The organism is Hoeflea sp. BAL378, from assembly GCF_000759435.1.
Lineage (GTDB): Bacteria > Pseudomonadota > Alphaproteobacteria > Rhizobiales > Rhizobiaceae > Hoeflea.
This window is the reverse complement of sequence record NZ_JRJG01000012.1, coordinates 20,156-43,440: the sequence shown is the minus strand read 5'-3', so window position 1 is coordinate 43,440 and position 23,285 is coordinate 20,156. Positions and strand designations below refer to the sequence as shown.

The following is a 23,285-nucleotide window of genomic DNA, read 5'->3' as shown; positions in this document are numbered from 1 at the left end:
AAACCATGGCAAAACGCTTGACCAGCAAGACAGTCGCTCTCCCCGCAAAACGGAATTGGAGGTCTTCGGCCGGAACGTCGTGCACCAGGTTCTTGACGGCCTGATCGGCGTCTTCGACCAGTTGCTCGCCAAGAACTGGGACCCAACCGGGCTCGACGCTTACCACGAGCAGCTTCGCCGGGCGGCCAATCTCGATTTGCGCGACGTCAAAGACGAGTATACCGCTCTCCATGCCCTTACCGACTATGTGTCTGGGATGACCGACCGTTACGCAGTCAAGGTCGCCAAGCTCGTCGCTGGGGTATAGGCAGTCGGTTGCCTTGATCCTATCGCAGGCCACCCTTCGGCTGCGCGCTCCCGCAGCGAGGCGGCCTTCGCATTTGGTGCTCGATATGAGGGCTGTCCGGCCTTCTGAATGACGATCGGGCATTTCCATTGCCTGGCACATCACCCATTCATGGCTATCGGATGACGACGTCGACGCTCAACTCGAGCAGCGCTACCGTCAAATCGGGCGTTGCTGTCAGCTCTACGACATTGTCTCCCATAAGCTTCGAAGCGATGGCTCGATCGAAAATGGCCACACAATTGAAACCTGTTAGGCGCGAACGATACAGAAAGCCATCAACCGTAGTGTGATCGTGAATGTACTGCGCCAACTCACGCGACAGATTCCATCCTTTCGCCGAAGCAATATCCGTAGAGACGCCGAGTTTGAAGCAACCGTCAGTGCGAAGGTCGATGAGATCCAGTGGTGCCGTTGCCGAAATTTCCGCAACGCTGCGGCCTGTCAGCTCGGAGGAGAAGAGCAGCCGCGGTCCGCCGCCTTCGAAACGATCTCTAATGATCGTCTCCGCGATCGCGGTCGCGAGTGAGACCGCCGCATAAAGGGTGTTGAAGTTGCCGTCAATACTACTGAAACGCGCTGCTCCAGGCCCGGTGCCGAGCGGAGTACCACTAAAGGCGGACGAAAATATGCGCTTATAGGTCTTCGGCCTAAAGGCGATCCTGACATCTGTGATGGCGGCCGTGTTGAGCTTCATCGTCACTAGCGAAAGTCGCGCGTGACGAGCGAACGGAGTTGTTCGATCCCGTTTGTTTTCAGGACGTCAATCGGCCGGCGTCGGGCCAGAATGACATGGGGTTGGCGCAGCCACAGCCACGCCACGCGTGGATCGCCGATGGTCGCGGCAATTTCTCCCATACCGGCGACAGGCGAGCCGCCCACAAATTGCTCGACCGGATATCTGTCGGCACCCCGCTCATCTGGGAAGACGAAGACCAGACCCTCTTCGCGCCACCTTGCCAAGTCCCCCAAATCGATCGCGGCGGCTTCAGAAAGATCGGAAGCAGTGAGTGTGCGACCGGCCCACTGATCCACCGGGATATCCTTTGAAATTGCGTGCAATTGTGCGGCGCCTTCGGCTGGCGATAGCGCTGCGCCCAGACTTATTCCCTCATCTTCCTCGACGGGTCCTTGCGAGAAAAGAGGGAGCGCTGGTGCTTTGTCGCCAGTTCGAGGCTTCCGCGACCGTCGCCGTAACACTGCCCCGCGCACGGGACGTTCGCCGAATCCGAACGCGGCGATCAAATTGCCTTTTAGGTCATCCGCCAGCCCATAGGCTTCAATCGTCAATGCGTCCATGTGATCAAGAATCGCGCTGAGCTCACGAGGGTCGCTGTCGGGCCGGCTGGCAGACGCGGCATAAGCCCGGCTGAGGTCACCCAAGTCCGGCGGGATGTCGCGAGGAACGGGTGCGCGCTCGAGCATGCGGATACGGAATCTTTTGTCGAACGAATGTTCAGCAAGGAACGCATTCACCACGGGGCCATTGAGCAATGCAGCGATAGCATCAAGGTCCTCGCCGTGGGCAGCATCTTTTGGCCAGAAGGCAATAAATTGCTGCGAGGCACGTCGGCCCTCGCGGTCAACTGCTGCGGCCAAGCGCCAGTATCCGCGGCTCAGGCGTCCTGCGTTGGCAAGGATTTTTGGCGCATCCCAGTCGTATTTATCACCCCCGTATATCTCATTCGGCCGGACATCGAGATATCGCGGTTTGTCGAGCACAAATTGGTCGAGCGAACTGCTGTCCATGTAACCGGGGGCTCGGCCAGGACCAGGCGTGTCAAACACGCGGCTCGCTCCCTTTTGCCCTCCGTTCCATCTGAGCCCCCAGTGCCCATGGAGCAAGTCTCCGAGCGTCGGTAGCCCACTTAGCGCCGTCCAAACATGCTGCAACGGCGGCGACCACAGGTTTCCATCTGGGGAATCCGCATTCCTCAGTTGCGTCGTGGTATGAGAGGCTGCGCGATCGACCGCGAAGCGCCGTTTATCGGCATCATAAACGGCGCTTGAGCGAACCAGCTGGGGCGTGCCGGGGTCACGGATGTCCCGCGCGATCAGCAAGGCAGTATCGAGTTGCGAGACATTGAACACACCGTCGGGCAGCGATACCAACTCAACTTCCTGATAGCGCTTCTCGACAGAGCGCCGTTGGTCGCGATAGCGTCGATCGACCAAGAGCGTGTTGGGAACGACAAAGCCAAGCATTTTGGGGCGTGCCTTCAGTGCTGTCTCAAGCGCAAAAACGGCCTTAGAGCCGTCAATCGCCCGCGCGTCCGGGTATTTTTGTCGCTCTTCAGCGATAAATGCCTCAAACGGCGGGTTGCACAGAATGACATCCCTGTTCTCCAGACGCGCTGCAAGCGCGCCTTTCTGGAAGAGATCTGCCTCCTCGATCAACCAACCATTGGCGTTCGGATAATCCGCCAAGATCAGGGATAGTTTGGCCACTTCGCAGGCAAACGGATCGATTTCAGCGCCGCCAATATGTTGAACCAAAAGATCGTGACGCTGCTTATCGGTCCAATCGTGTGGCAGACCGTCCCGCATTTGACGCAAGGCTGACCCCAGAAATACGCCTGCGCCTGCGAACGGTTCGTATACCTTGAGTGGAGCTGTCCCATATTCCCATAGCTTTAACCGATCCAGAATATAATCCGCGACGTATCGTGGAGTGCTGTGTGTCCCAAATTGAGCTCGCGCCTGCGGAGTGACCAGGGTCGACTCGTAAACATACGCAAGATCATCAGCAGAAATATTGGCGACGTTAAACCCTTGGCGGAAGGTGTCCCATACGCCGCTGAGCAAAGCCAATGCGCGAGCGGGCCAGACCTGGGTGTCGTTGCCAAGAGCATAATAGTCGCCCATTGCCGACAAGACATCAGCGACATTTTCCGCATTCCAAGACTGCGCGCGCACATTCTGGCGATCGGTGAGGATCTTGGCCGCGAGCAGCCGGAAAACACCCCGGAATAACAACCGCATCGCTTCATTGCTGGTAACGGTTCGAACGTCCGCAACCGCTTCCCGGATCAGGCGATCGAGCTTTGTGTTTAGTTCACCCTCGATTGCTGGGATCAATCCAACATCAACGAAATCGAGTTGGTAGTTGGCATCAATTCGCCCTATCGATTTCGCCCGATGAATAACATCTGGCGCCCATTCGTGACGGTGTTCGCGAAACTGCTGCTCCAGACCATCCACCGGAAATCGGGAGAGAAGGCGCGGCGCCCGCCGGGCGTAGACCTGCCAAGACGACACTTGATCGCCTTCAATCACGAAGAACAGCGGCGCTCCGAGTGCGCGATGGCCTTCGACAATAGATTGCGCTGTCCCGGCGTCTCCCTCGACCACCGCAAAGGCGGCTGAACGATAGGACGGGGGCGTCTGGGTGAAAGCGACAAGAGGGACAGACCGCGTTCCGCCAGATGCTGCCCATACGTCGCTATAGGCGTAGTTACGCCGGATGGCGTCATCACGATAGCCGATCTGAGTCGTCTGAACGACAACAGCGTCTAGCAGAGTCACGAGCATCATGACCGTCCACCGGCAAACATAGGCGGAAAGGCCAATTCTTGTTGGGGATCCCTGCCTGCCGCAAGAAGACGGTCGCGCAACTCCAAAACCAGTGGTCTAAGCTCAATCAGGACTGCGAGCTTGCAGACCGGTGGTCGTTGATCCTCGTCTAGCAAGATTGCCCGTCCGTCATCAAGAATGAGAGCAACGCAGCCGCGTTCAAGCGGAATCCAAGGATGAGAACCGCATACGTCGTATAGCGCATCTGCGACAGGCGAAAGAGCTGAGACCGACATGTGCAATGTGTCCGTCGCGTATTGAATCACAGCGGTCGCAAGCAGATCACCGGCAGTGAAACAGCCTGATCGACCTTCGGTGGTGCTCAGCGGTGAAAGAGCCTGTCGATAGGTGCGCCATTGCTGCTTGCTGAGAGAGAGCGCCGCCATCAACTGTCCAGGGGTAAATAGGATTGGCAAGGCGCACTCCTTGGTGTTTGTCCGCAACATAATACAGTGTGGTGTAGCAAATGTAAACGAACAAAACATGAACAAAAGGCTTTTGAGGCCATGATCGTCATTGCCAGCCTCATCTCCCCGATACCCAATCTAGTCGACGTTGGCGAGCTGGCGACCCGCATCGCCACCGACGCTATCAAGTTGCCAAGGTTTCGGTTGTTGCATTTGTGTGCGCCGTGCGGACCACTTTGCCGATTCAAGGAGACGCGGACGTGGCCAGCACGATCGTTGTTTCTCCGGAACGTGCATTCCCTCTACCATCCTGGAGCCATTTCCCCACCGGTGTCGCATCCACCGACGAGGCTTCGCCCCAAAACTCAGTCACTCTCATGGAGCTCTGAATCTGGATCCGTGACAGGACTCTCTTCAATCCGCCGGCTGAGCAACCCAGCATCCTCGAGCGCCTCCATATCCGGCAGGTCGCGCAGCGTCTCCATGCCAAAGGCCGACAGAAAATGTTTCGTCGTCACATAGGTGTAGGGCGCCCCCGGCGTCGGGCTGCGAGGCCCAGAGGTAATAAACCCCGCCCCCCGCAGCGATCCGATCAGATCGCGACTGACCTCCTTGCCAAAGATCTTCGACAGCTCGCTCCTCGCCACCGGCTGGAAATACGCAATTGCCATCAGCACCATCGACTCGAGCTCGGACAGCACTGCGGCGGGCGCGCGTGTCGGCGCCGCCGAGGCCCGGATCGCGGGCGCGTAAGCCGAACGGCTTCGGTGCTGCCAGCCGCCGGCGACCGAAACCAGCTCATAGGGCCGGGAACGAAGTTCCTCGTGCAGATCATCAATGAGTAAGTCGACGCTGCAATCCATGCCGACCACGCGCGCCAAGATCTCGCGGGTGACAGGTTCGGCCGAGGCAAAAATCACCGCCTCAACCCGCAGCATCCATTCCCGCCAGCGCAGCTCCTGCGGCAAATCCTCCAGCTCCCGATCAAACAAGCGTTCGCTTGTGCCGTTCGCCTTCTTTCGGGATGCTTTTGTTGCGGTCGATCTGGCCACGCTCACAATCCATAGATCCGGAAGGACGATCGGCCGGACAGCTCGCGCACGGCGTCAAAACTCTCCAATCGTTCGAACAGCCGAGAACTGGCCCAGCGGGACAGACCATTGCCGGGTGCGGAGGCCGCAATCGCATCCTCGTTAAGCAAGGTCTGGATCACCGGCCCAGCTCCTTTGGTGCGCAGCTTCGGCGCGATAGCAACAAGCTGATCGGCTCGTCGGGCGATCTCGCCGGCTGACCGCAGGGCGCCCACTGTGCCATCAACCAGAGCCAAACAGATAGCTGTGGCGAACGCCACTTCGCCGGGTCGGACACGCCCCCCTCCGCCGAGTGTGCGGAAGGCCGAGCCGTACCGTTCGGCCATCAGCAGCGGTAGTGGAAACGGCCACTTGAGTTTTGCGGCGATGAGAACATCGGCAAGCGCCCAGGCGAGGGTTTCGGCATCCGGACGCGAGGCGCAGATCGCTGTCACCAGTTCCGCCGCGGCAAACGGCGCCGGCCGGCCGGATTGAAGCGCCTCGTCAGCATGGTCCACGGCCGCCGCGAGCGACTCATCCCAGGCGAGACCCAAAAGCTCCGCAAGCTCAGCTACATGCTTTGGGAAAAGCCGGGTTTTCGCACGGAAATCCTTTTGAAGGCCAAAACCACCTTACCCGCCGGTCCCGGGTCGTCGCCAGCGGCAGTGAGCATAAGCGCATCACGCAACGCGTGTTCGTCCTCGGTGCGGCCTGACAATCGGACGGCGGCTGTGGCGCATTTCAGCGCCTGGCGGGAGCGCCAGCAGCCGGCCCAGGCGGGTCGTGATCGTACGAGATCATCGAGCGTTTTCAAAGCGATGCCGACAGCGAATGCGGCATTGACCTCGCCGCGATCGCCCGGTTGTCGACCATGTGGCAGGGCCCAAGACGGCACGTGATGCGGCCAGACGGGCGGTTGTGAAGCTGTGGCGGCAAGCGAATCCATACGACATAACATAAATCAGGTGTGCAGTTTAGGATAGCTTTAATGAGACAAACCGCACGCTATGTCGGAGATTATTTACGATGGATAATATTGCATTATCAGTCATTTTGTTCTTTATAGAGGGAATGGCCAAAATCATCGAGCAAAACCCGGAAAATGATGCTCAGGACAGCTCAGCGCCGTCCCACAGCACGGCAGTTTTCGGTGATGTTTCCGCCGTCGGGGTGTCGGCCGGTCTCCCCTCCCCTCTTGAGGAGCTCAATGCCGGTGTCCCGGCGCATCTCCGGGATCTGACTGATCGCGCCCGTGGGTATGTCGAGGCCGCCAGTTCCGCAAACACCCGCCGCGCCTACGCGTCGGACTGGAAGCATTTTACCGCCTGGTGCCGGCGCCAGAACCTTTCCCCCCTACCCCCGGACCCGGAAGTCGTTGGTCTGTACATCACAGCCTGTGCCTCAGGCTCGACATCTGGCAGTCCCTCGGGCCCCCGGAGCAGTAAGCCCAACAGCGTTTCCACGATCGAACGGCGCCTGGCCGCCATCAGCTGGAATCTTTCCCAACGCGGCATGGCGCTCGATCGCAAGGACCGCGCCATCGCCACGGTCATGGCTGGCATTCGCAACACGCACGCAACCCCTCCTCGGCAAAAGGAAGCGCTGTTGCCCGAAGACTTGATCGCCATGCTTGAGACATTGGACCGCGGAACCCTGCGCGGTCTCCGCGACCGGGCGATGCTGCTGATCGGGTTTGCCGGCGGCTTGCGCCGCTCGGAAATCACTGGCCTCGACCTCGGCCGCGACCAGACCGAAGACGGTCGTGGTTGGATCGAAATCCTCGACAAGGGGCTACTGATCACTCTCCGCGGCAAGACCGGCTGGCGCGAAGTGGAAATCGGCCGTGGTTCGTCTGAAGCGACCTGTCCGGTTACTGCCGTTGAGACCTGGATCAAATTCGCGAAGCTCGCCAGGGGCCCCCTGTTTCGTCGCGTGACAGGAAAGGGCAAGAATGTCGGGCCTGATCGGCTCAACGATCAGGAAGTGGCCCGCCTGGTCAAGAAGGCTGCCCTAGCTGCTGGCGTCCGTGGAGATCTGTCAGAAGCTGACCGGGAGAAGCTGTTTGCAGGCCATTCGCTACGCGCCGGGCTTGCCTCCTCGGCGGAGGTTGATGAGCGCTATGTCCAGAAGCAGCTTGGCCATGCTTCGGCGGACATGACCCGCCGGTATCAGCGGCGGCGTGATCGGTTCCGGGTTAACCTGACCAAAGCGGTGGGGCTGTAGCCCCCTCCCCTGCCGGTGGCTCGCTCAGACCTTGGAACTGTGCCGAGAACGCTCCGCGATACCAGAAATATCGACTTTCTTGCCTGCGATATCCGCGACGATCTTCAACGTGCCGCCGAGGGATTCGACATAATCGCGAAGCGTCGATAGTTTCATGTCAGCGCGCTTCTCCAGTCTTGAGACATTGGTTTGCTTGAAACCAGTCCCGGCGGACACGTCTTCCTGCGTCCGTCCAGCGAGTGCCCGCAATTCCCGCAGATTATGCGCCGCAACAAGCTCATCAGCACGCTTTGCAACAGCGCGCCGTTCATTCTCAGGAAGAGTCTGCATCAGCTTATCGAGATCATCCATGTTTCTTCTCCAAGTCGCTCAAATGCTCGTCATACCGTTTGTCCGCCAGATCGATCAGCCGCTTGTAGAAGAGTTTCTGGCTGACGCCACTCTCCGCACCACCGCAGAGAACCACAGCCTTTTGCTCCGGATCGAAGGCAAAGGCGAACCGCCATTGCACCTTCAACACCTTGACGCCCAGTTCCTACATGTTCGCGTGTTTTGAGCCTTCGAGTGTGTCGACTTCAGGTCGTCCCAATCGAAAGCCCTTCTCGCGAAGCAGCACCAGATGCGTGAGCAATTCGACCCGAACATCGGCTGGAAGGTCTTTAGTCTCACCTTTGAAGCGGTCGTGAAACTCGACCTTCCATTTCGTCATTTCATATCCTGTATGATATAGATGCTTCTGGATATATAGTCGACAACTCCACTCGAGGCAATGGGTCGCACTTCCTCCAGATGTTCGGACAAACGATCAGTTATCCGTTACCAGCGCCGCCGTGACCCGTTCCATGTCAATCTGACCAGAGCCACCGGCGTGTGGCAGGGAAAAGTCCCCTCTTCTGTCCCACGTGAACCGGGTAGCTAAAGCGCTCACCATCACGATCTGGGCTTGTTCAGGGATTTCAGAAGCGCTTCCGAGACCTCATACGGTCCTTCCCCGCCCTTGTTGCCGTTTGGCGGCTCCCTATCGGTCGTGGCTGCCGCCTTGTCTGCATCCAGCTTGGTCCGGAGTAGGGCCATCACCATCGGCCAGGTCGAGAAATGCCCCTCTCTCGCCTTGTCGGTGAGGCTGCGCAGATATCCGCCAGCGCTGTTGATCTGATCGGACCGCTGCAAGATCGCCGCCAGCGTGATCGCCGCCTGAACCTCGCCCATGGCTTCGCAAGCTTCTCGCCACGCACTCGGACTGACCCCCAGCATCGGCCGGGCCACCTCGACGGCCGCCAAAAAATCACTCCAGTGGCGTATTCGACCACCCAGAGCCAAGTCCATCAGGTCCGGGCAAGCGTCAAGCACGATTCCCAAGGGCAGCTCCCGCTTCGGCAAACTCCGCAGGTTATCGTTTTCATCGGCGTTGCCGCCCGCTTCATTCTTTTCTCGTGAGCCTCTTTCAGATTCAAATATGGAGTCTGGTTTTGAATTTTGTATGTGGCGTCCATATTGGGACTCATTGGCGTCCATATTCTGTGTTTTCGTGAATAGTTCCAGCATGTCATGCACCTCGGTCCACAACTCCTGGAGTTCGTCACAAAGGCTTTCGATGACTTGGCGCGGTGCCGTGCGAGGAAGCCGTGCAATAATCTCCTGGTAGATCTGACCAATACGGCCCCAGTTGCCTGGAACGCCCTCTTCGATGCCGACGTCGATCATCTTCACAACATCCCGACGAAGCAGTGTCAGGCGTTCCTTGGAGACTTTGAAGGCCTTCTTCTCGGCCTGAACCGCTTCCGCGAGTTGCTCGAACTCCTCGGCGCGGGCCACGATCGGTGAGAGGTCGAAGCCATAGGCCTGTTCGACCTCTCCTCCCCGGCCCTTGCGCGCGAAGCGCTTTCCATTCGGACTGTCTCTACGAATGATCAGTCCGCAATCGACCAGGACGGCTAGATGCCGGCGCAGCGTCGTGGGCGGCATGCCATTAGCGCGCGCCATGAGTTGCTCATTCGACGGCCAAACGATCAGCGTACCGTCGCCCGAAAGCTCGCTGTCCCGATGGAATGACAGAAGCGCGTTGAGAATGGCCAGGGACCGGTCTGTGGCGCCCAGAAGATCACGAGCTTCACGGATCGAGCGGAAGACCTTCCACTTCTCAACCGTTGTTCCCTCGGGTATGGATTTCGCGGTGACTTGGCTTGCCATTTGGCCAAGCGTCATCGGCCGCCGCCCAAAGGGCGTCGTGGAGATATGCGTCTGCATTTTCTTTCACCTATTGCTAGGCAATAGAAAACTGCTCGCCGAAACGGCGCTCACGACTCAAAAGAGCCTTGACTGTGATTCCGGGAAGTGCGATTCTCTAGCTACCACACTAAGAGAGGGCTTCCGGAAGCGATTTCGGTGGCCTTTTTCTTTGCCAATTTCTGCCATGGCCGCCCGTTTACGACCGTTAATTCACTCACCGCCCTCCTCTTTGTTTTGCTGAAATTCTTCGTAAAGGCGCTTCAATTGTCCCGAGAGGAACGCGCCAAACTGAGATGCATCCCTGGATTTCAGGGCAAGAGTGAAGGTCCGGCCGCTATCCTTTGTCGTCACTTTGACGGCAGCTTCGGACAGACTCCACACCTTTTCCGCCGCCTGCTTCGGCTTGGCCTTCTTTGTTCGAGAAGACTTGAGGCCATCGATAAGGACCGTGAATTGTTGGCTCCCCTCTGCCTCAACGAATGCCTCACTCTGAACCAGCTCCAGCGCCGTTTCAGCATTTGCCGGCATTTGAACGAGTTTCTTCAGTTCTTCCCAACGGTCCCGGCCAACACCCTTCGCGGCGCCGAGCGCCTCGAGGACGGCTTCTGGCACGACATCAGCGACGGAGAGCATTCGAGAAAGCAAAGTGTCGTCAATCGTCAAAGCTGTCTTGATGGTAGCCTTGTCGATTCCGGACTCGAGCAAGCGCCGTGCATAAAGCGCCTTCTCGATGAAGCTCAGATCGTCCCTGGCTGAGTTCTCCTGACCCTGAGCGATGACGTGGGCAATATCTTCAAGCGGCTTGATGACGGCTCGAACTTCCTGCCCAAGCTTTCGGGCCACCCTAACTCGCCGGTGGCCGAATACTACAATGTAGCGGCCGCTTATCTGGGGATGCGGCCGAACCAAAACAGGAGAATGCTGTCCGGCATTTTTGATGGCCTGTAGGAGTTCGCCGTCCTTTTCTTCGTCCTCGCCAATTCTATCCGCATAAGGGGAGGGGTCGAGTTTATCTGGATCCAGCGATACCACAATGTCGCCTTCCAGAACGCGCATCGAGCTCTCAGCAAGGTCGTCGAGGGACTGCATCATAGATCGTGAAGCGCCGCGGCGCGCATATTCCACACGCGATTCCGCCACTCCGTCCTGCTCGACGGGTTTTGCCGGACGATCTCCAATATTCGCAAGCAGGTGCTTTCTAGCCATGACATTCACCTAAAATGGGAGATATCGTATTGTTCTCTAACCTTTTTTCCGCAATCTGCACGGCTGTCAAAATGGCCTTCATTTGCGCCTCCATGCCGAGTGGATGAGAGAAGTTATTTCTCCGTTCACTGCATTGAGGGACTCAATGGCCCGGTCATAGGTCGAGCGAACGAACAACGCTCGCTCGACCTCATAGACCGTCTGCTTGGTTATGCCCGCATCGGAGATTGCGGTTGACTTGACCATCTGGTTGTTCAGCATTCTCTTACCAAACATTGCCTGCATGAAGCCCACCATCTGCGCTTGGGGCCCGTCTGTCGCCTCGTAGCGAGTCACGAGGTATCTAAACCAATCAAGTCGAACCTTGGCACCAACTCCTTTAATCGATTGCAGAATGCCCCCGAGCATAAGCAGGAATTGGCTCATGCTCATGATGTCGAGCATTTGCGGATGCACAGTGATGAGAACGCCCGTCGAAGCCGTAAGCGCCGTCAGTGTGAGATATCCCAATTGAGGCGGACAATCGATAACGACGATATCATAGCGGTCATCAACCTCTTTTAGCGCATTGGAGATGCGCGTGAAAAAAAGCCGACCCTCAGGTGAGCTCCGATCAGATGCGGCAAGTGGCGTTTCGTATTCGTACTCTTGGAGCTCCAAGTTCGCCGGGACGATATCCAATCCGGGAAAATTGGTAGTACGAATGACTTCTTTAATCGAACAGCGTTCGTTGTCGTATCGCAAAGCGTCGAAAAGGGAAGGATTCTTATCGAGCTCGGGTTGAACGCCATGAAGAGCAGTGAGCGATGCTTGCGGATCGAGATCAATAGCAAGAACACGGTGCCCCGTAAGAGCCAGGTACTGTGCGAGATGGGCTGTGGTGGTCGTCTTACCGGATCCACCCTTGAAATTGACCACAGAGATGACCTGCAAATGGTCACCCTCACGTCGACGTGGGACATAGTCCTTCACGCCGCTACGTCCGTGCTTATCGAGATACTCGCGCAACTCCAGCATTTGTTCTGCGGTGTAGGAGCGCCTCCCCGACGATGAGACCGTTGGAACAGGACCTTTCCCATCCAAGTGCAATTTTTTCACGTGGTTCTGGGTAACGCCAATGAAGTCTGCAACCTCGGCCAACGAGAACAAGCGCAGACCCTTTTGCGCGTCAGGCGGGTACTGCTCAAGACGGAGCATATTCAGACGATCGGAGATCAATTCACCCTGCTGGATGATCTCCTCGTCGAAATCCATCGCATTTTGCTCATCGACTGTTGACACCAACATCTCACTTCCATCGAAATAACGCTTTTTCCCAAGCAACATGCGGGAAAGCGTTATTACTATGGGCGATTCCGGTTCCGGCGCAAGCGGTTTTTGGTTAACGGTCTCTTAACACGGGCCAAACCATCGGCCTCCAGATTCTCTGGAAAAGCAGATTTTATCCAGTGTTTTCCAATACTTATTTGACGCCACGAATGCCTTTTTGGATATTTGCTGTCCCGGCACATCTGCCGGGGCGACTTCGCATGCCGTCGTTCGAAAACTATGTAGAGCGCAAGTTCCAGCCCAATCCCGCCGATTATCACCCCGACTCAGTGATCTGAGTCGAACTCAAGCCCCGCTCAGCGGATACCGCGCGAACACTCATCTAACCACCCCGGCAGATCTGCCGGGGTGACCGGTTCCTCTCATTCGATCAAAACCGCAACTCACCCGTAAGTAGCAACGGTGGATGCGATGCAGACAAGATTTGACCACGCCGAGCGGCACCTAAATTCACCAATTGGAGAGGATCGATGAGCACGAGTTCCTCTCATTCGCGACTGGTTCGCAAACTGCGCGAGGCGCTCGGAGATGTGATCTGCGCGGCACTCGAGAACGACGATGTCGTTGAAATCATGCTCAACCCAAACGGACGGATGTTTGTCGAGCGGCTGGGCGAGGGGATGGCAAGGATTGGCGAGCTGCAGGTGGGCGCGGCCGAGATCATCATTGGCAGCGTTGCACACGCCCTGCAGACCGAGGCGGATGAAGAACGGCCTATTATTTCCGGTGAACTGCCGATCGGCGGGCATCGGTTCGAGGGACTACTCCCTCCGGTGGTGAGTGCGCCCAGCTTCACGATCCGCCGGCGCGCATCCCGTCTGATCCCGCTGGCGGACTATGTCAGCAGCGGCATGATGACCGGGCTTCAGGCAAGCCTCATTCGACGCGCCATTCAGGAACGGCTGAATATAGTCGTCTCCGGTGGAACGGGGTCAGGCAAGACGACATTGGCCAACGCAGTCATCGCCGAAATCGTACAGTCCGCTCCATCGCATCGGCTGCTCATTCTGGAAGACACGGCCGAAATCCAATGCGCAGCCGAGAACGCGGTTTGCCTGCACACAACCGACAGCACCGACATGGCGCGGCTTCTAAAAAGCACGATGCGTTTGCGCCCCGATCGCATTATCGTCGGCGAAGTCCGGGACGGCGCCGCGTTGACCCTTCTTAAGTCATGGAACACAGGCCACCCGGGCGGGATTACCACCATACACGCCAACACCGCCCATTCCGCGCTGCGGCGTTTGGAACAACTGACCGCTGAGGTGAGCCAGCAGCCGATGCGGGAAGTGATAGGCGAAGCGGTTGATCTCGTCGTCTCCATTGAACGAACGGCGAGCGGTCGGCGTGTGCGTGACGTGATGCGCGTTACCGGTTTCGACGGGGCGACTTACGAAACAGACCACAATTCCCAGATCGACGAGGACAGCCATGCCGCATAACTTCCGCCGAAACGCCTCTATCGGAGCGATCATTGCCTTGCTTTGCGTGGGCGTCGCGTCTCCAGCTCTCGCAAGTTCTGGTGGTGGCCTCCCATGGGAGGGGCCGCTCCAGCAGATCCAGGAATCAATTACCGGCCCGGTTGCAGGCTTCATCGCACTCTCTGCCGTCGCGGTCGCCGGGGGCATGTTGATATTCGGCGGTGAACTCAACGACTTCGCGCGGCGGCTGATGTATGTCGTCCTTGTCGCAGGCATTCTGCTTGGCGCGACCCAGATCGTCGGATTGTTCGGCGCATCGGGTGCCTCGATCGGCCTCCCAGATCAGGCAGCCCCAGGCGGGCGAGGGGAGGGGACTGATGGCTGAAGCCGGCGCACCCCTTTCCCGCTCGCCCATCCATCGCGCATTGTCGCGGCCGAACCATCTGATGGGCGCCGACCGCGAACTCGTGCTTCTGACCGGGCTTGCCACGGTCATTCTCATCTTCGTGGTGCTGACCTGGTTCTCGGTGATGCTGGGCATTGCGATCTGGATCGCCGTTGTCGGGATCCTCCGGATTATGGCCAAGGCCGATCCGATGATGCGGCAGGTCTATCTGCGCCACATCGGCTATCGACCGACTTATCGGCCGACATCTTCGCCATGGCGGAGGTACTGACCTCCCATGGTGGCGCTCAATCAATTCCGAAACTCCAAACCGTCGTTTTCCGACCTGTTGCCCTACGCCGGCCTGGTCGCCGACGGGATCATTCTGTTGAAGGACGGCTCGCTGATGGCTGGCTGGTATTTCGCGGGACCGGATTCGGAGAGCTCGACCAATGTCGAGCGAAACGAGGTGTCGCGCCAGATCAACACGATCCTTTCACGGCTCGGAACCGGATGGATGATCCAGGTCGAGGCCGTGCGTGTGCCGACGACGGCCTATCCGGCGCGAGAAGTCTGCCATTTCCCCGATCCGGTCACACGGGCGATCGACGAAGAGCGTCGCGCACATTTCGAGGCAGAGCGCGGCCACTACGAGAGCCAGCACGCCCTCATCCTCACCTATCGGCCACCGGAACCGCGCCGGTCGGCCATGGCCCGATACGTCTATTCCGACGAGGCAAGCCGATCGGAGACCTATGCGAACCGCGTCCTCAATTCGTTCCAGATCTCGCTCCGCGAGGTCGAACAGTATCTCGGCAACGTGCTGTCGATCCGGCGCATGGTAACACGCACGGTTACCAATCCAGAGACAGGAAGCGAGGCGCACTATGACGAGCTCTTCCAGTTCATCCGCTTCTGCATCCTCGGTGAGAACTACCCCGTCCGTCTGCCGGCGATCCCAATGTATCTTGACTGGCTGGTCACAGCCGAGTTCCACCACGGACTTTCGCCGATGGTCGATGGCACCTATCTGGCAGTCGTTGGCATTGACGGCTTCCCGGCCGAGAGCTGGCCGGGGATTCTCAATTCGCTCGACCTGATGCCGCTCACCTACCGCTGGTCGAGCCGATTCATCTTTCTCGACGATCAGGAGGCGCGCAAGAAGCTCGAGCGCACGCGCAAGAAGTGGCAGCAGAAAGTCCGGCCATTCTTCGACCAGCTCTTCCAGACCCAAAGCCGCTCGGTCGACCAGGACGCCATGACGATGGTGGCCGAAACCGAGGACGCAATCGCCGCCGCCTCGTCCCAGCTGGTCGCCTATGGCTACTACACGCCGGTCATCGTCATGTTCGACACCGACGAAGCTCGTCTGCGCGATCAGGCGGAGGCTGTCCGACGGCTGATCCAGGCCGAAGGCTTCGGTGCCCGGATCGAGACACTCAATGCCACCGAGGCCTATCTCGGCAGCCTGCCCGGCAATACCTACGCCAATATCCGCGAACCTCTCATCAACACAAGCAATCTGGCTGATCTCATTCCGGTCAATTCCGTATGGTCGGGCAGCGCCGTGGCGCCTTGCCCCTTCTACCCACCCAATGCCCCGCCGCTGATGCAAGTCGCCAGCGGCTCGTCTCCCTTCCGGTTAAACCTGCATGTCGACGATGTCGGCCATACGCTGATCTTCGGGCCGACGGGTTCGGGAAAATCGACCCTGCTGGCGCTGATCGCGGCACAGTTCCGCCGATACGAAGCGGCGCAAATCTTCGCCTTTGATAAAGGCAAATCGCTCTACCCGCTGACCAAGGCCGCCGACGGCGATCACTACGAGATCGGGGCAGGGGAGGGTGCGCTCGCATTCTGCCCGCTGGCCGAGCTTTCAACCGACGGGGACCGGGCATGGGCGGCCGAATGGGTCGAAACGCTCGTTTCCATGCAGGGAGTGACCATCACACCCGACCACCGCAACGCGATCGCTCGTCAGATAGCCCTGATGGCCGAGGCGCGCGGCCGATCGCTCTCGGATTTCGTGAGCGGCGTTCAGATGCGCGAGATCAAGACCGCGCTTCACCATTACACGGTCGACGGTCCGATGGGACAGCTCCTCGATGCCGAGCAAGACGGGTTGACGCTTGGGATGTTCCAGACCTTCGAGGTCGAGGAACTCATGAATATGGGCGAGCGCAATCTCGTCCCCGTCCTTCTCTATCTCTTCCGCAGGATCGAGAAGCGCCTGAGCGGGAACCCAAGCCTGATAATCCTCGACGAGGCCTGGCTGATGCTCGGCCACGCAACGTTCCGTGACAAGGTCAGGGAATGGCTCAAGGTCCTGCGAAAGGCCAATTGCGCCGTCGTTCTCGCCACACAGTCGATCTCGGATGCCGAGCAGTCCGGTATTATCGACGTGCTCAAGGAAAGCTGTCCGACCAAGATATGCCTGCCGAATGGCGCCGCGCGTGAATCCGGAACCCGCGAGTTCTACGAACGGATCGGCTTCAACGAGCGGCAGATCGAGATCGTCGCAACCGCCATTCCGAAGCGGGAATACTACGTCGCGTCTCCAGAAGGGCGGCGTCTGTTCGACATGACACTTGGACCCGTCGCGCTCGCCTTTGTCGGCGCGTCGGGCAAGAGCGATCTCAAACGCATCGATGATCTCAGCCAACAACATGGACCGGCTTGGCCGATGCACTGGTTGCAGGGAAGGGGAGTGAACAATGCGAAACGCATTCTCTCGATCAACTAAAATTGCCGTCGCGGCTCTGACGGTGGCCGCGTGGTTTCCGATCGTTCATGCCGATGCCGGCACCGTGACGGGCGGGGCGACCGAATGGACGCAGATCCTGAACAATACCGAGCTTGTCAGTCTCGTCGGGCAGTCGACCGAGCAAATCGGCAATCAGATGACGCAGATCACGCAGTTGGCGGAGCAGATCCAGAACCAGTTGAAGATCTACGAAAACATGCTCCAGAACACACTGACCCTTCCGAACCAGGTTTGGGGTCAGGTGGAAAGCGATCTCAACAGGCTTCGCAGCCTCCTCAATCAGGGACAATCGATCGCCTTTTCGATGGGCAATGCTGACGATGTGCTTCGGCAGCGGTTCCAAAGTTATGCCGATTTCAAGTCGGGGCTCACCAACGGCGAGACGTTTTCTGCAAATTATCAGACCTGGTCGGACACCAATCGCGACACGATTGCCGCAACGCTCAAGGCTGCAGGACTGACTGCGGACCAGTTCAGCTCCGAGGAATCGACGATGAGCCAGTTGCGGTCGATGTCGCAAAGCGCGGTCGGTCAGATGCAGGCGCTTCAGCTCGGCCACCAGATTGCGGCCCAGCAGGTCGCCCAGGCCCAGAAGCTGCGGGGCCTCGTCTCCCAGCAAGTGACGATGATGGGCACCTGGTATCAGTCCGAACAAGCGGCCAAAGACCTCGCCCAGAACCGTCGCGAGGAATTCTTCAATTCAACCGCGCCCTCCACCTCGGGCGGACAGGAATTGGAGCCGCGCTGGTGAACAGGTCCATCATTTTCATGGCGATCGTCCTCACAGTCATCGGAATCGGCGGAATCCTCGTTTGGCAGATCGTTCTGCCCTCAGACCCCACTTCGCATGTCAGCACATCAGCGCCGGTGCCACAGAAATTCGACACGACGGGCGGGCAGGAGATGCGTCCGCGCTGGGCTAACAAGAAAGAGCCGGGGGAAAGGGGATCCGATGGCGCAACCAACAACTAAGCTGGCGCTTGCGGGATTTACCCTCGCCCTGTTTGCGGGGCCCGCGTTTGCCCAGGAAGGTGCGCTGCTGACCAATCTCGAGAACGAAATCGCCAGCGCGGCCCAGGGATGGCAGAGCACCATCCTGAACGCGGCGCGGTCGCTGTTCTGGATTCTCGCTGGAATCGAGGTCGGGATTGCAGCCGTGTGGTTGGCAATTTCCGCCGCTTCGCTCGACACCTGGTTCGCGGAGCTTGTCCGCCGCATCATGTTCATCGGCCTCTTCGTTTTCATACTTGAGCAAGGGCCCGACTTTGCAAAGGCCGTGGTTGACAGCCTGTACCAGATCGGCGCCGGCGGCGGCTCGGCATCGCCCGCCAATGTCTTCAATGCCGGTCTGCAGGTGGCAAGCGCCATGTCAGCCAAAGCCCAGTTCGGCCTGTTCGAGGACAATGCGCTGGCAATCGCCGCTGTCTTCGCAATGGTGGTCGTGGTGATTTCATTCAGTCTGGTCGCGGCGATCTTCGTCGCCGTCATGGCGGAAATGTATGTCGGACTGCTCGCCGGCATGATCATGCTCGGGCTCGGCGGGTCGAGCTACACGAAAGATTTTTCGGTCCGCTATCTCGTCTACGCTTTCTCCGTTGGCATGAAACTGATGGCGCTCGTGATGATCGCGAGGATCGGCTCGGAAGTTCTGATCGGCCTCGCCAATACGCCGTCAAGCAGCGACGAGTTCCTCTCCACACTGGCGATCGCCGGCATCTCCGTCGTGGTGTTTGTCATCGCCATGTACGTGCCGAACATTGTGCAGGGGATGGTGCAGGGCGTTTCCGTAACGGGCGGCATGGAAGCCATACGCCATGGCGGGCAGGCCGCTAGCTTTGCTGCCGGAGGTGCTGCCCTCGCCACGGGCGGGGCGAGGGCAGGGGCCGCGGCCTATTCCAATGCCCGCGCCGGCGGCAGCTCGTTCGGTGCGGCCGCACTCAAGGGCATGGCAAGCGGTGTCGGCGCGGCTGGAGGTGCCGTTGCATCTGCTTCGCGTGACAAGGCGATCGGGGTGCCCGGCACATGGGGCGCTTCGACGCTTGGTCTTGCGAACGCCAAGCTTGATCAGGGTCAGGGTCGTTCAAGTCCAAGCCCGAACCGTGACGAGAAAGCGTGACAGAGACCATGGCCAAAACACATCCCCCCGAAAACCCGTATCTCGCTGCACGCCAGGAATGGAACGAGCGTTACGGTTCCTATGTCAAAGCGGCGGCTGCCTGGCGGATCGTCGGTATCACCGGCATGTTCATGGCGGTGATCGGCTTCTCCTACGCGCTTTACCAGAGCACTCAGGTCAAGCTCGTTCCCTACATCGTGGAAGTCGACAAGCTCGGGACCGCCGCGACCATCGGGTTTCCTCAGCAGATCGAATATGCCGACGCCAGGGTAGTACGTGCGACGCTTGGAAGTTTCGTATCGAACTTCCGCTCCGTCACACCCGACGCGATAGTGCAGAAGCAATACATCGACCGCACCTATGCGCTGCTGAGATCATCGGACCCGGCTACCGAGAAGGTGAATGCCTGGTTCCGCAACAACTCGCCGTTCGACAGAGCAAGATCGAAGACGGTTGCCATCGAGGTCACCAACATCGTGCCGCTTTCCAACCAGAGCTACCAGATCGACTGGACGGAATATGAGCGCGACCGGCAGGGCAAGGAGATCAGTACCAGGCGGTTCCGTGGCGTCGCCACGGTGGCGTTGACCCCGCCACAGGACGAGGCGGTCATCCGGCTCAACCCCATCGGCCTCTACCTCAAGGATTTTGACTGGACAGCGCAGTTGTGAACGCGCGCAAGGATAAAAACATGAAGAAAAGCATGCCCCCCGCCATCGCGCTTTGCGCTGGCGTTATCGTCGCAGCCACAAGCTTGCCGGTTTCCGCTGAGCCACTCAGCAACAATGAAGCCCGCGGGACACAACTTTCCGGACAGTGGCAGCACAGCCGGGGCGTTGTAACGCGTGGGCCGGATGGCAAGGTGGTGTTTCTCTACGGTGAGGTCCAGCCCTCGGTCGTCTGCTCGCCGCTACAGGTTTGCGACATCGAGCTGCAGGCCGGCGAGATCGTTCGGGACGTCCTTGTCGGCGACACGGTACGGTGGAAGGTCGATCCGGCGACATCCGGCGCGCCGAACGGTCAGGCAGTGCATCTGATCGTCAAACCTGCCGAGGCCGGGCTCATGACATCGATGGTCGTGACCACCTCGCGGCGGACGTATCACATTCAGCTCAAGTCCCATCCGACCCAGTACATGGCCCGTGTCGGCTTCGACTACCCCGAGGACATCAATGCACGCTTCGCCGAGATCAATGCCCGGATCGACGCGAGCGTCGTTCCGGGAGCCGGCGTTCCCGCCGACCAGCTCGACTTCTCCTTCCATGTCAGCGGCTCGGCCCGCTGGCGGCCGACCCGGATCTATAGCGACGGCATGAAGACCTTCATCCAGTTTCCGCGCTTGCTCTCGGGTCAGGATGCACCGGTGCTGTTCGTCGTCTCTGGCGGCGAAAACCGGATCGTCAACTACCGGATGAAGGGAACAATGATGGTGGTCGACTACAATGTCGATCGAGCGATCCTCGTCTCGGGCGTCGGGCGCCAGCAGCAGAAGATCACAATCCGGCGGGGAGGGTAGGCGATGTCGAAACTCCTCTCTTATCTTCGTTTTTCCACCGCCCTGTTTTGTCTCGTCCTGCTTGCAGCTTGCCAGACAATGGGCGGGACCGGATTGATTAAAAGCGAAGTCACCGCCGAACTCTCAACCGAAGCCGCAAGCTCGATTGCCGCGGACATGGTGGAGCGGCTCGCGGAGCATATCGGGCCCGGAAGCACGACCATTGCACTCCGCGGCAATGACATCGTGTTCGGGCCGGCGCTCGAGGCGTCCTTGCGGGACAAGGGTTATGCCGTCGTGACTGATCAGGCGACCACTGAAGCGGCTGTCGAACCGCTGGCCTATAGCATCGACCCGTTCGCGGACGGTGTGCTTGTGCGTATCTCGACCTTGAAGGTCGAGCTCACCCGGATGTACACACTCGGTACGACCGGTACGACCGGTACGACCGGTACGAGCGGTACGACCGGTGCGAACGGAGCGGTACCCGCAAGTCCCTTGTCCGTTATGCAGCGGCGATCGGCGGACAGGCCATGATGCAATCGCTGAAGCTTGGTGGCGCCGGTGCCGAGGGTGGGCCAAGGATCCGGAGGCTGAATCGTGTGCCGATCATCGTTGCGATCATCCTCGTCCTGGTTTTTCTGGCGGCGATCTTCTTCGGTCTCTCCTCGAGGGGATTGCATTTCGGGGACCGGCAGATCGACACGTCGTCGTCGCAACCAGCCTCCAATGATGCCGAAAGGCTCAAACAGGGCGTGCCCGACGGGATCATCGGCGAACCGAAGGTCATTTCGGTGCAACCGACGCCAGCCGTCCAAAGCGAAGAACCCACTCGTAACCCGTTCACTCCACCCGACCAGAACCCTCAGAAGACACCAACGCCGCAAACCCCAGCCATCGAGCCGGAAGCCATGTGGCGCGCCCGGCTTGAGCGCGAGCAGGAAGAACAGATGCTCCGCGAATATCATCGCCAGCAGATAGCAAGCATTCAGGCCGAGGAAGCCGCGGCCAATTCGCCGACCGCAGTCAATCTCAAAGGCCTCGACAACGAGAATGCTATGCCGGTCACAGCATCACAACAGTCCGTTTCACCTGCAGGAACGTCAGGCAGTGCGATGGATCTATATGGCGCTGCGTTGCAGACTGGTATTGGTGGACAGAATACCGATCCGAACGGGCAGGTTGGGAAGGCGCAGTTTTTCAACCAGGATATCGCTGATCTCGGCTACCTGCCAAATTCGGTTGTTCCGCAAATGTCGCCCTTTGAACTCAAGCGCGGATCGGTCATTCCGGCGACGCTCGTCACCGGTATCAATTCCGATCTTCCCGGTCGCATCACTGCCCAGGTATCGCAAAACGTCTACGACAGCGCGACCGGCCGGCGTCTGCTCATCCCGCAAGGGGCGAAGCTGTTCGGGCGCTACGATTCCGATGTTTCGTTCGGGCAAAACCGGGTGCTCGTCGTCTGGACCGATATCATCTTTCCGAACGGATCAACGCTGCAGATCGGCGGCATGGCTGGCACCGATACAGCCGGCTATGGCGGGTTCAACGACAAGGTCAACAACCACTATCTCAAGACATTTGGCTCGGCGATCCTCGTCGCCCTGATCGGCGCAGGGACGGACATGCTGCTTCCGAAAGATAGCACCACCACAACGACGGACAGCGCGGCGGACGCGGCCAGGCGGTCCTTTGCCCAGGCCTTCGGGCAGATCTCGGAGCAAACCGTGTCGAAAAACCTCAATGTCCAGCCCACGCTCGAAATCAGGCCGGGTTATCGGTTCAACGTCCTCGTCGATCAGGACATCGTTTTCCCAAAAGCCTATCAATGAATCTGAGGTCGGAAATCCCGACACCTCAACGTGGCGGAGCTTGTTTCCGCAGTTCACCACCATGCCGGAATTTTGTCATTTTGAACGAGCTCCTCCTGCAATTGATCGATATGCTTTCATTGCCGCTTGAGGAGCGGGCAGCACGGCGCGCCTTGCGGGATTTCGCCGAGAGCGCAGGCTTCGACTATTTCGCTTATCTGCATCTGCGTGGGCAGGAAAGCTTTGCTGTGTCGAACTATCCCCGAGAATGGCAGGAGCATTACGTCCAGAAAAAATACATGCGAGTTGATCCGGTCGTCACCAAGGCCAAACACGGGCCGCCGATTTTCCAGTGGTCGGCGGATGAAGCCAGACGAATTGGAAGGCTCGATGTAAGGCAATTCTACAAGGATGCGGATCGGTTCGGAATCCGTTCAGGTCTGTCGGTCTCGGTTCCAGTCGGCTTCAAGAACAGGATGGTGTTCACACTGGCCTCCGGTAAGTCGGTTGTGTGCATCGAGGAGGATCCCGATCCAGTTACTGCAGCGATGGCGGTGGCATTTGTCCATTCCCATCTCGCCTCGGCGACGCCGGATGCTGCCATGGCGTCAGACATTCGCCTTTCACCGCGCGAGGCCGAATGCCTGCGGTGGTTCGCAGACGGCATGTCGATGCCGGACATCGCAGAAACGATCGGCGTAGGATATAGGTCCGTGCGTTCCTATCTCGACGAGGCAACGCGAAAGCTTGGCGCGGCAAACAGCCGACAAGCCGCCTCGATCGCGATCCGGTTGGGGCTGATCTAATTGATCAGCACGGCAGCTTGTGGTCCTATTCGAACATTGAGAATACTTTACACTGCCGCATTGCAGCGCCTGCGCCCCCCGTTTCGGTATCCTTCTTCAAG

21 protein-coding genes and 3 pseudogenes are annotated in these 23,285 nt (G+C 58.9%); 14 read left to right on the top strand and 10 right to left on the bottom strand.

The genetic code is table 11. The features are described from left to right. Nucleotides 1-307: pseudogene (locus LL06_RS04045) on the top strand (deoxyguanosinetriphosphate triphosphohydrolase); the annotation flags it as partial. A gap of 154 nt (nt 308-461) precedes the next feature. Here the strand turns inward: LL06_RS04045 and LL06_RS04040 are convergent. The 5 genes and pseudogenes from LL06_RS04040 to LL06_RS28185 form a co-directional block, all read right to left on the bottom strand. Then, nucleotides 462-1,043, bottom strand: coding sequence for an RES family NAD+ phosphorylase (locus tag LL06_RS04040; RefSeq protein ID WP_035522570.1), 582 nt, complete (start codon nt 1,041-1,043; stop codon nt 462-464). Nucleotides 1,044-1,048: 5 nt separating this feature from the next. Continuing rightward, nucleotides 1,049-3,880, bottom strand: a complete 2,832-nt coding sequence (locus LL06_RS04035; RefSeq protein ID WP_052161192.1) for an N-6 DNA methylase — start codon at nt 3,878-3,880, stop codon at nt 1,049-1,051. Then, complete coding sequence (locus LL06_RS27210) at nt 3,877-4,335, bottom strand: hypothetical protein (RefSeq protein ID WP_152599486.1); 459 nt, start codon at nt 4,333-4,335, stop codon at nt 3,877-3,879. The genes LL06_RS04035 and LL06_RS27210 overlap by 4 nt, the downstream gene beginning before the upstream one ends. Nucleotides 4,336-4,691: 356 nt before the next feature. After that, nucleotides 4,692-5,384, bottom strand: a complete 693-nt coding sequence (locus LL06_RS04030; RefSeq protein ID WP_345775671.1) for an SMC-Scp complex subunit ScpB — start codon at nt 5,382-5,384, stop codon at nt 4,692-4,694. Beyond that, nucleotides 5,381-6,354, bottom strand: a pseudogene (locus LL06_RS28185) (DUF1403 family protein). The gene LL06_RS04030 and the pseudogene LL06_RS28185 overlap by 4 nt, the downstream one beginning before the upstream one ends. A 113-nt stretch (nt 6,355-6,467) precedes the next feature. Between LL06_RS28185 and LL06_RS04020 the strand changes: the two are divergent. Continuing rightward, complete coding sequence (locus LL06_RS04020) at nt 6,468-7,619, top strand: site-specific integrase (protein WP_035522566.1); 1,152 nt, start codon at nt 6,468-6,470, stop codon at nt 7,617-7,619. 24 nt (nt 7,620-7,643) lie between these two features. On the opposite strand, the gene LL06_RS04015 is transcribed toward LL06_RS04020, so the two are convergent. The 5 genes and pseudogenes from LL06_RS04015 to repA all read right to left on the bottom strand — a co-directional run bounded on the left by LL06_RS04015 (nt 7,644) and on the right by repA (nt 12,341). Beyond that, nucleotides 7,644-7,970: a helix-turn-helix transcriptional regulator gene (locus LL06_RS04015; RefSeq protein ID WP_035522536.1), complete on the bottom strand. Its 327-nt coding sequence runs from the start codon at nt 7,968-7,970 to the stop codon at nt 7,644-7,646. Further along, nucleotides 7,963-8,328, bottom strand: a pseudogene (locus LL06_RS04010) (type II toxin-antitoxin system RelE/ParE family toxin). Before LL06_RS04010 ends, LL06_RS04015 begins: the two are co-directional and overlap by 8 nt. A gap of 221 nt (nt 8,329-8,549) precedes the next feature. After that, nucleotides 8,550-9,866, bottom strand: coding sequence for a plasmid replication protein RepC (repC, locus tag LL06_RS04005; protein ID WP_035522533.1), 1,317 nt, complete (start codon nt 9,864-9,866; stop codon nt 8,550-8,552). Between the two features lie 192 nt (nt 9,867-10,058). Beyond that, entirely contained in the window at nt 10,059-11,054 is a 996-nt protein-coding gene (gene repB / locus LL06_RS04000) for a plasmid partitioning protein RepB (RefSeq protein ID WP_035522532.1), read from the bottom strand. A 78-nt stretch (nt 11,055-11,132) separates the two neighbouring features. After that, nucleotides 11,133-12,341: a plasmid partitioning protein RepA gene (gene repA / locus LL06_RS03995; RefSeq protein ID WP_035522563.1), complete on the bottom strand. Its 1,209-nt coding sequence runs from the start codon at nt 12,339-12,341 to the stop codon at nt 11,133-11,135. Between the two features lie 512 nt (nt 12,342-12,853). Here repA and trbB point away from each other — a divergent pair. The 12 genes from trbB to LL06_RS03935 all read left to right on the top strand — a co-directional run bounded on the left by trbB (nt 12,854) and on the right by LL06_RS03935 (nt 23,184). Further along, entirely contained in the window at nt 12,854-13,825 is a 972-nt protein-coding gene (gene trbB / locus LL06_RS03990; protein WP_035522528.1) for a P-type conjugative transfer ATPase TrbB, read from the top strand. After that, nucleotides 13,815-14,189, top strand: a complete 375-nt coding sequence (locus tag LL06_RS03985) for a TrbC/VirB2 family protein (protein WP_035522526.1) — start codon at nt 13,815-13,817, stop codon at nt 14,187-14,189. The genes trbB and LL06_RS03985 overlap by 11 nt, the downstream gene beginning before the upstream one ends. After that, nucleotides 14,182-14,481 carry a conjugal transfer protein TrbD gene (locus LL06_RS03980; protein WP_035522524.1) on the top strand — a complete coding sequence of 100 codons (300 nt, stop codon included), beginning with the start codon at nt 14,182-14,184 and terminating at the stop codon, nt 14,479-14,481. Before LL06_RS03985 ends, LL06_RS03980 begins: the two co-directional genes overlap by 8 nt. Nucleotides 14,482-14,487: 6 nt before the next feature. After that, nucleotides 14,488-16,932, top strand: coding sequence for a conjugal transfer protein TrbE (locus tag LL06_RS03975; protein WP_035522522.1), 2,445 nt, complete (start codon nt 14,488-14,490; stop codon nt 16,930-16,932). Then, entirely contained in the window at nt 16,904-17,704 is an 801-nt protein-coding gene (gene trbJ, locus LL06_RS03970) for a P-type conjugative transfer protein TrbJ (protein ID WP_035522519.1), read from the top strand. Before LL06_RS03975 ends, trbJ begins: the two co-directional genes overlap by 29 nt. Then, nucleotides 17,701-17,925: a hypothetical protein gene (locus LL06_RS03965; RefSeq protein WP_035522516.1), complete on the top strand. Its 225-nt coding sequence runs from the start codon at nt 17,701-17,703 to the stop codon at nt 17,923-17,925. The genes trbJ and LL06_RS03965 overlap by 4 nt, the downstream gene beginning before the upstream one ends. Next, nucleotides 17,906-19,069, top strand: a complete 1,164-nt coding sequence (trbL, locus tag LL06_RS03960) for a P-type conjugative transfer protein TrbL (protein ID WP_035522511.1) — start codon at nt 17,906-17,908, stop codon at nt 19,067-19,069. Before LL06_RS03965 ends, trbL begins: the two co-directional genes overlap by 20 nt. An 8-nt stretch (nt 19,070-19,077) precedes the next feature. Beyond that, nucleotides 19,078-19,740 (top strand): conjugal transfer protein TrbF, encoded by a 663-nt coding sequence (locus LL06_RS03955; RefSeq protein WP_035522508.1) that lies wholly within the window; start codon nt 19,078-19,080, stop codon nt 19,738-19,740. A 20-nt stretch (nt 19,741-19,760) separates the two neighbouring features. Next, nucleotides 19,761-20,585 carry a P-type conjugative transfer protein TrbG gene (trbG, locus tag LL06_RS03950; RefSeq protein ID WP_035522506.1) on the top strand — a complete coding sequence of 275 codons (825 nt, stop codon included), beginning with the start codon at nt 19,761-19,763 and terminating at the stop codon, nt 20,583-20,585. A 3-nt stretch (nt 20,586-20,588) separates the two neighbouring features. Beyond that, a complete protein-coding gene (locus tag LL06_RS03945) occupies nt 20,589-21,101 on the top strand; it encodes a hypothetical protein (protein ID WP_035522503.1) in 513 nt (170 codons plus the stop codon). Further along, nucleotides 21,098-22,399: an IncP-type conjugal transfer protein TrbI gene (gene trbI / locus LL06_RS03940; protein ID WP_035522490.1), complete on the top strand. Its 1,302-nt coding sequence runs from the start codon at nt 21,098-21,100 to the stop codon at nt 22,397-22,399. The genes LL06_RS03945 and trbI overlap by 4 nt, the downstream gene beginning before the upstream one ends. Nucleotides 22,400-22,479: 80 nt before the next feature. Continuing rightward, entirely contained in the window at nt 22,480-23,184 is a 705-nt protein-coding gene (locus LL06_RS03935; protein ID WP_052161191.1) for an autoinducer binding domain-containing protein, read from the top strand. Nucleotides 23,185-23,285 lie beyond the last annotated feature (101 nt).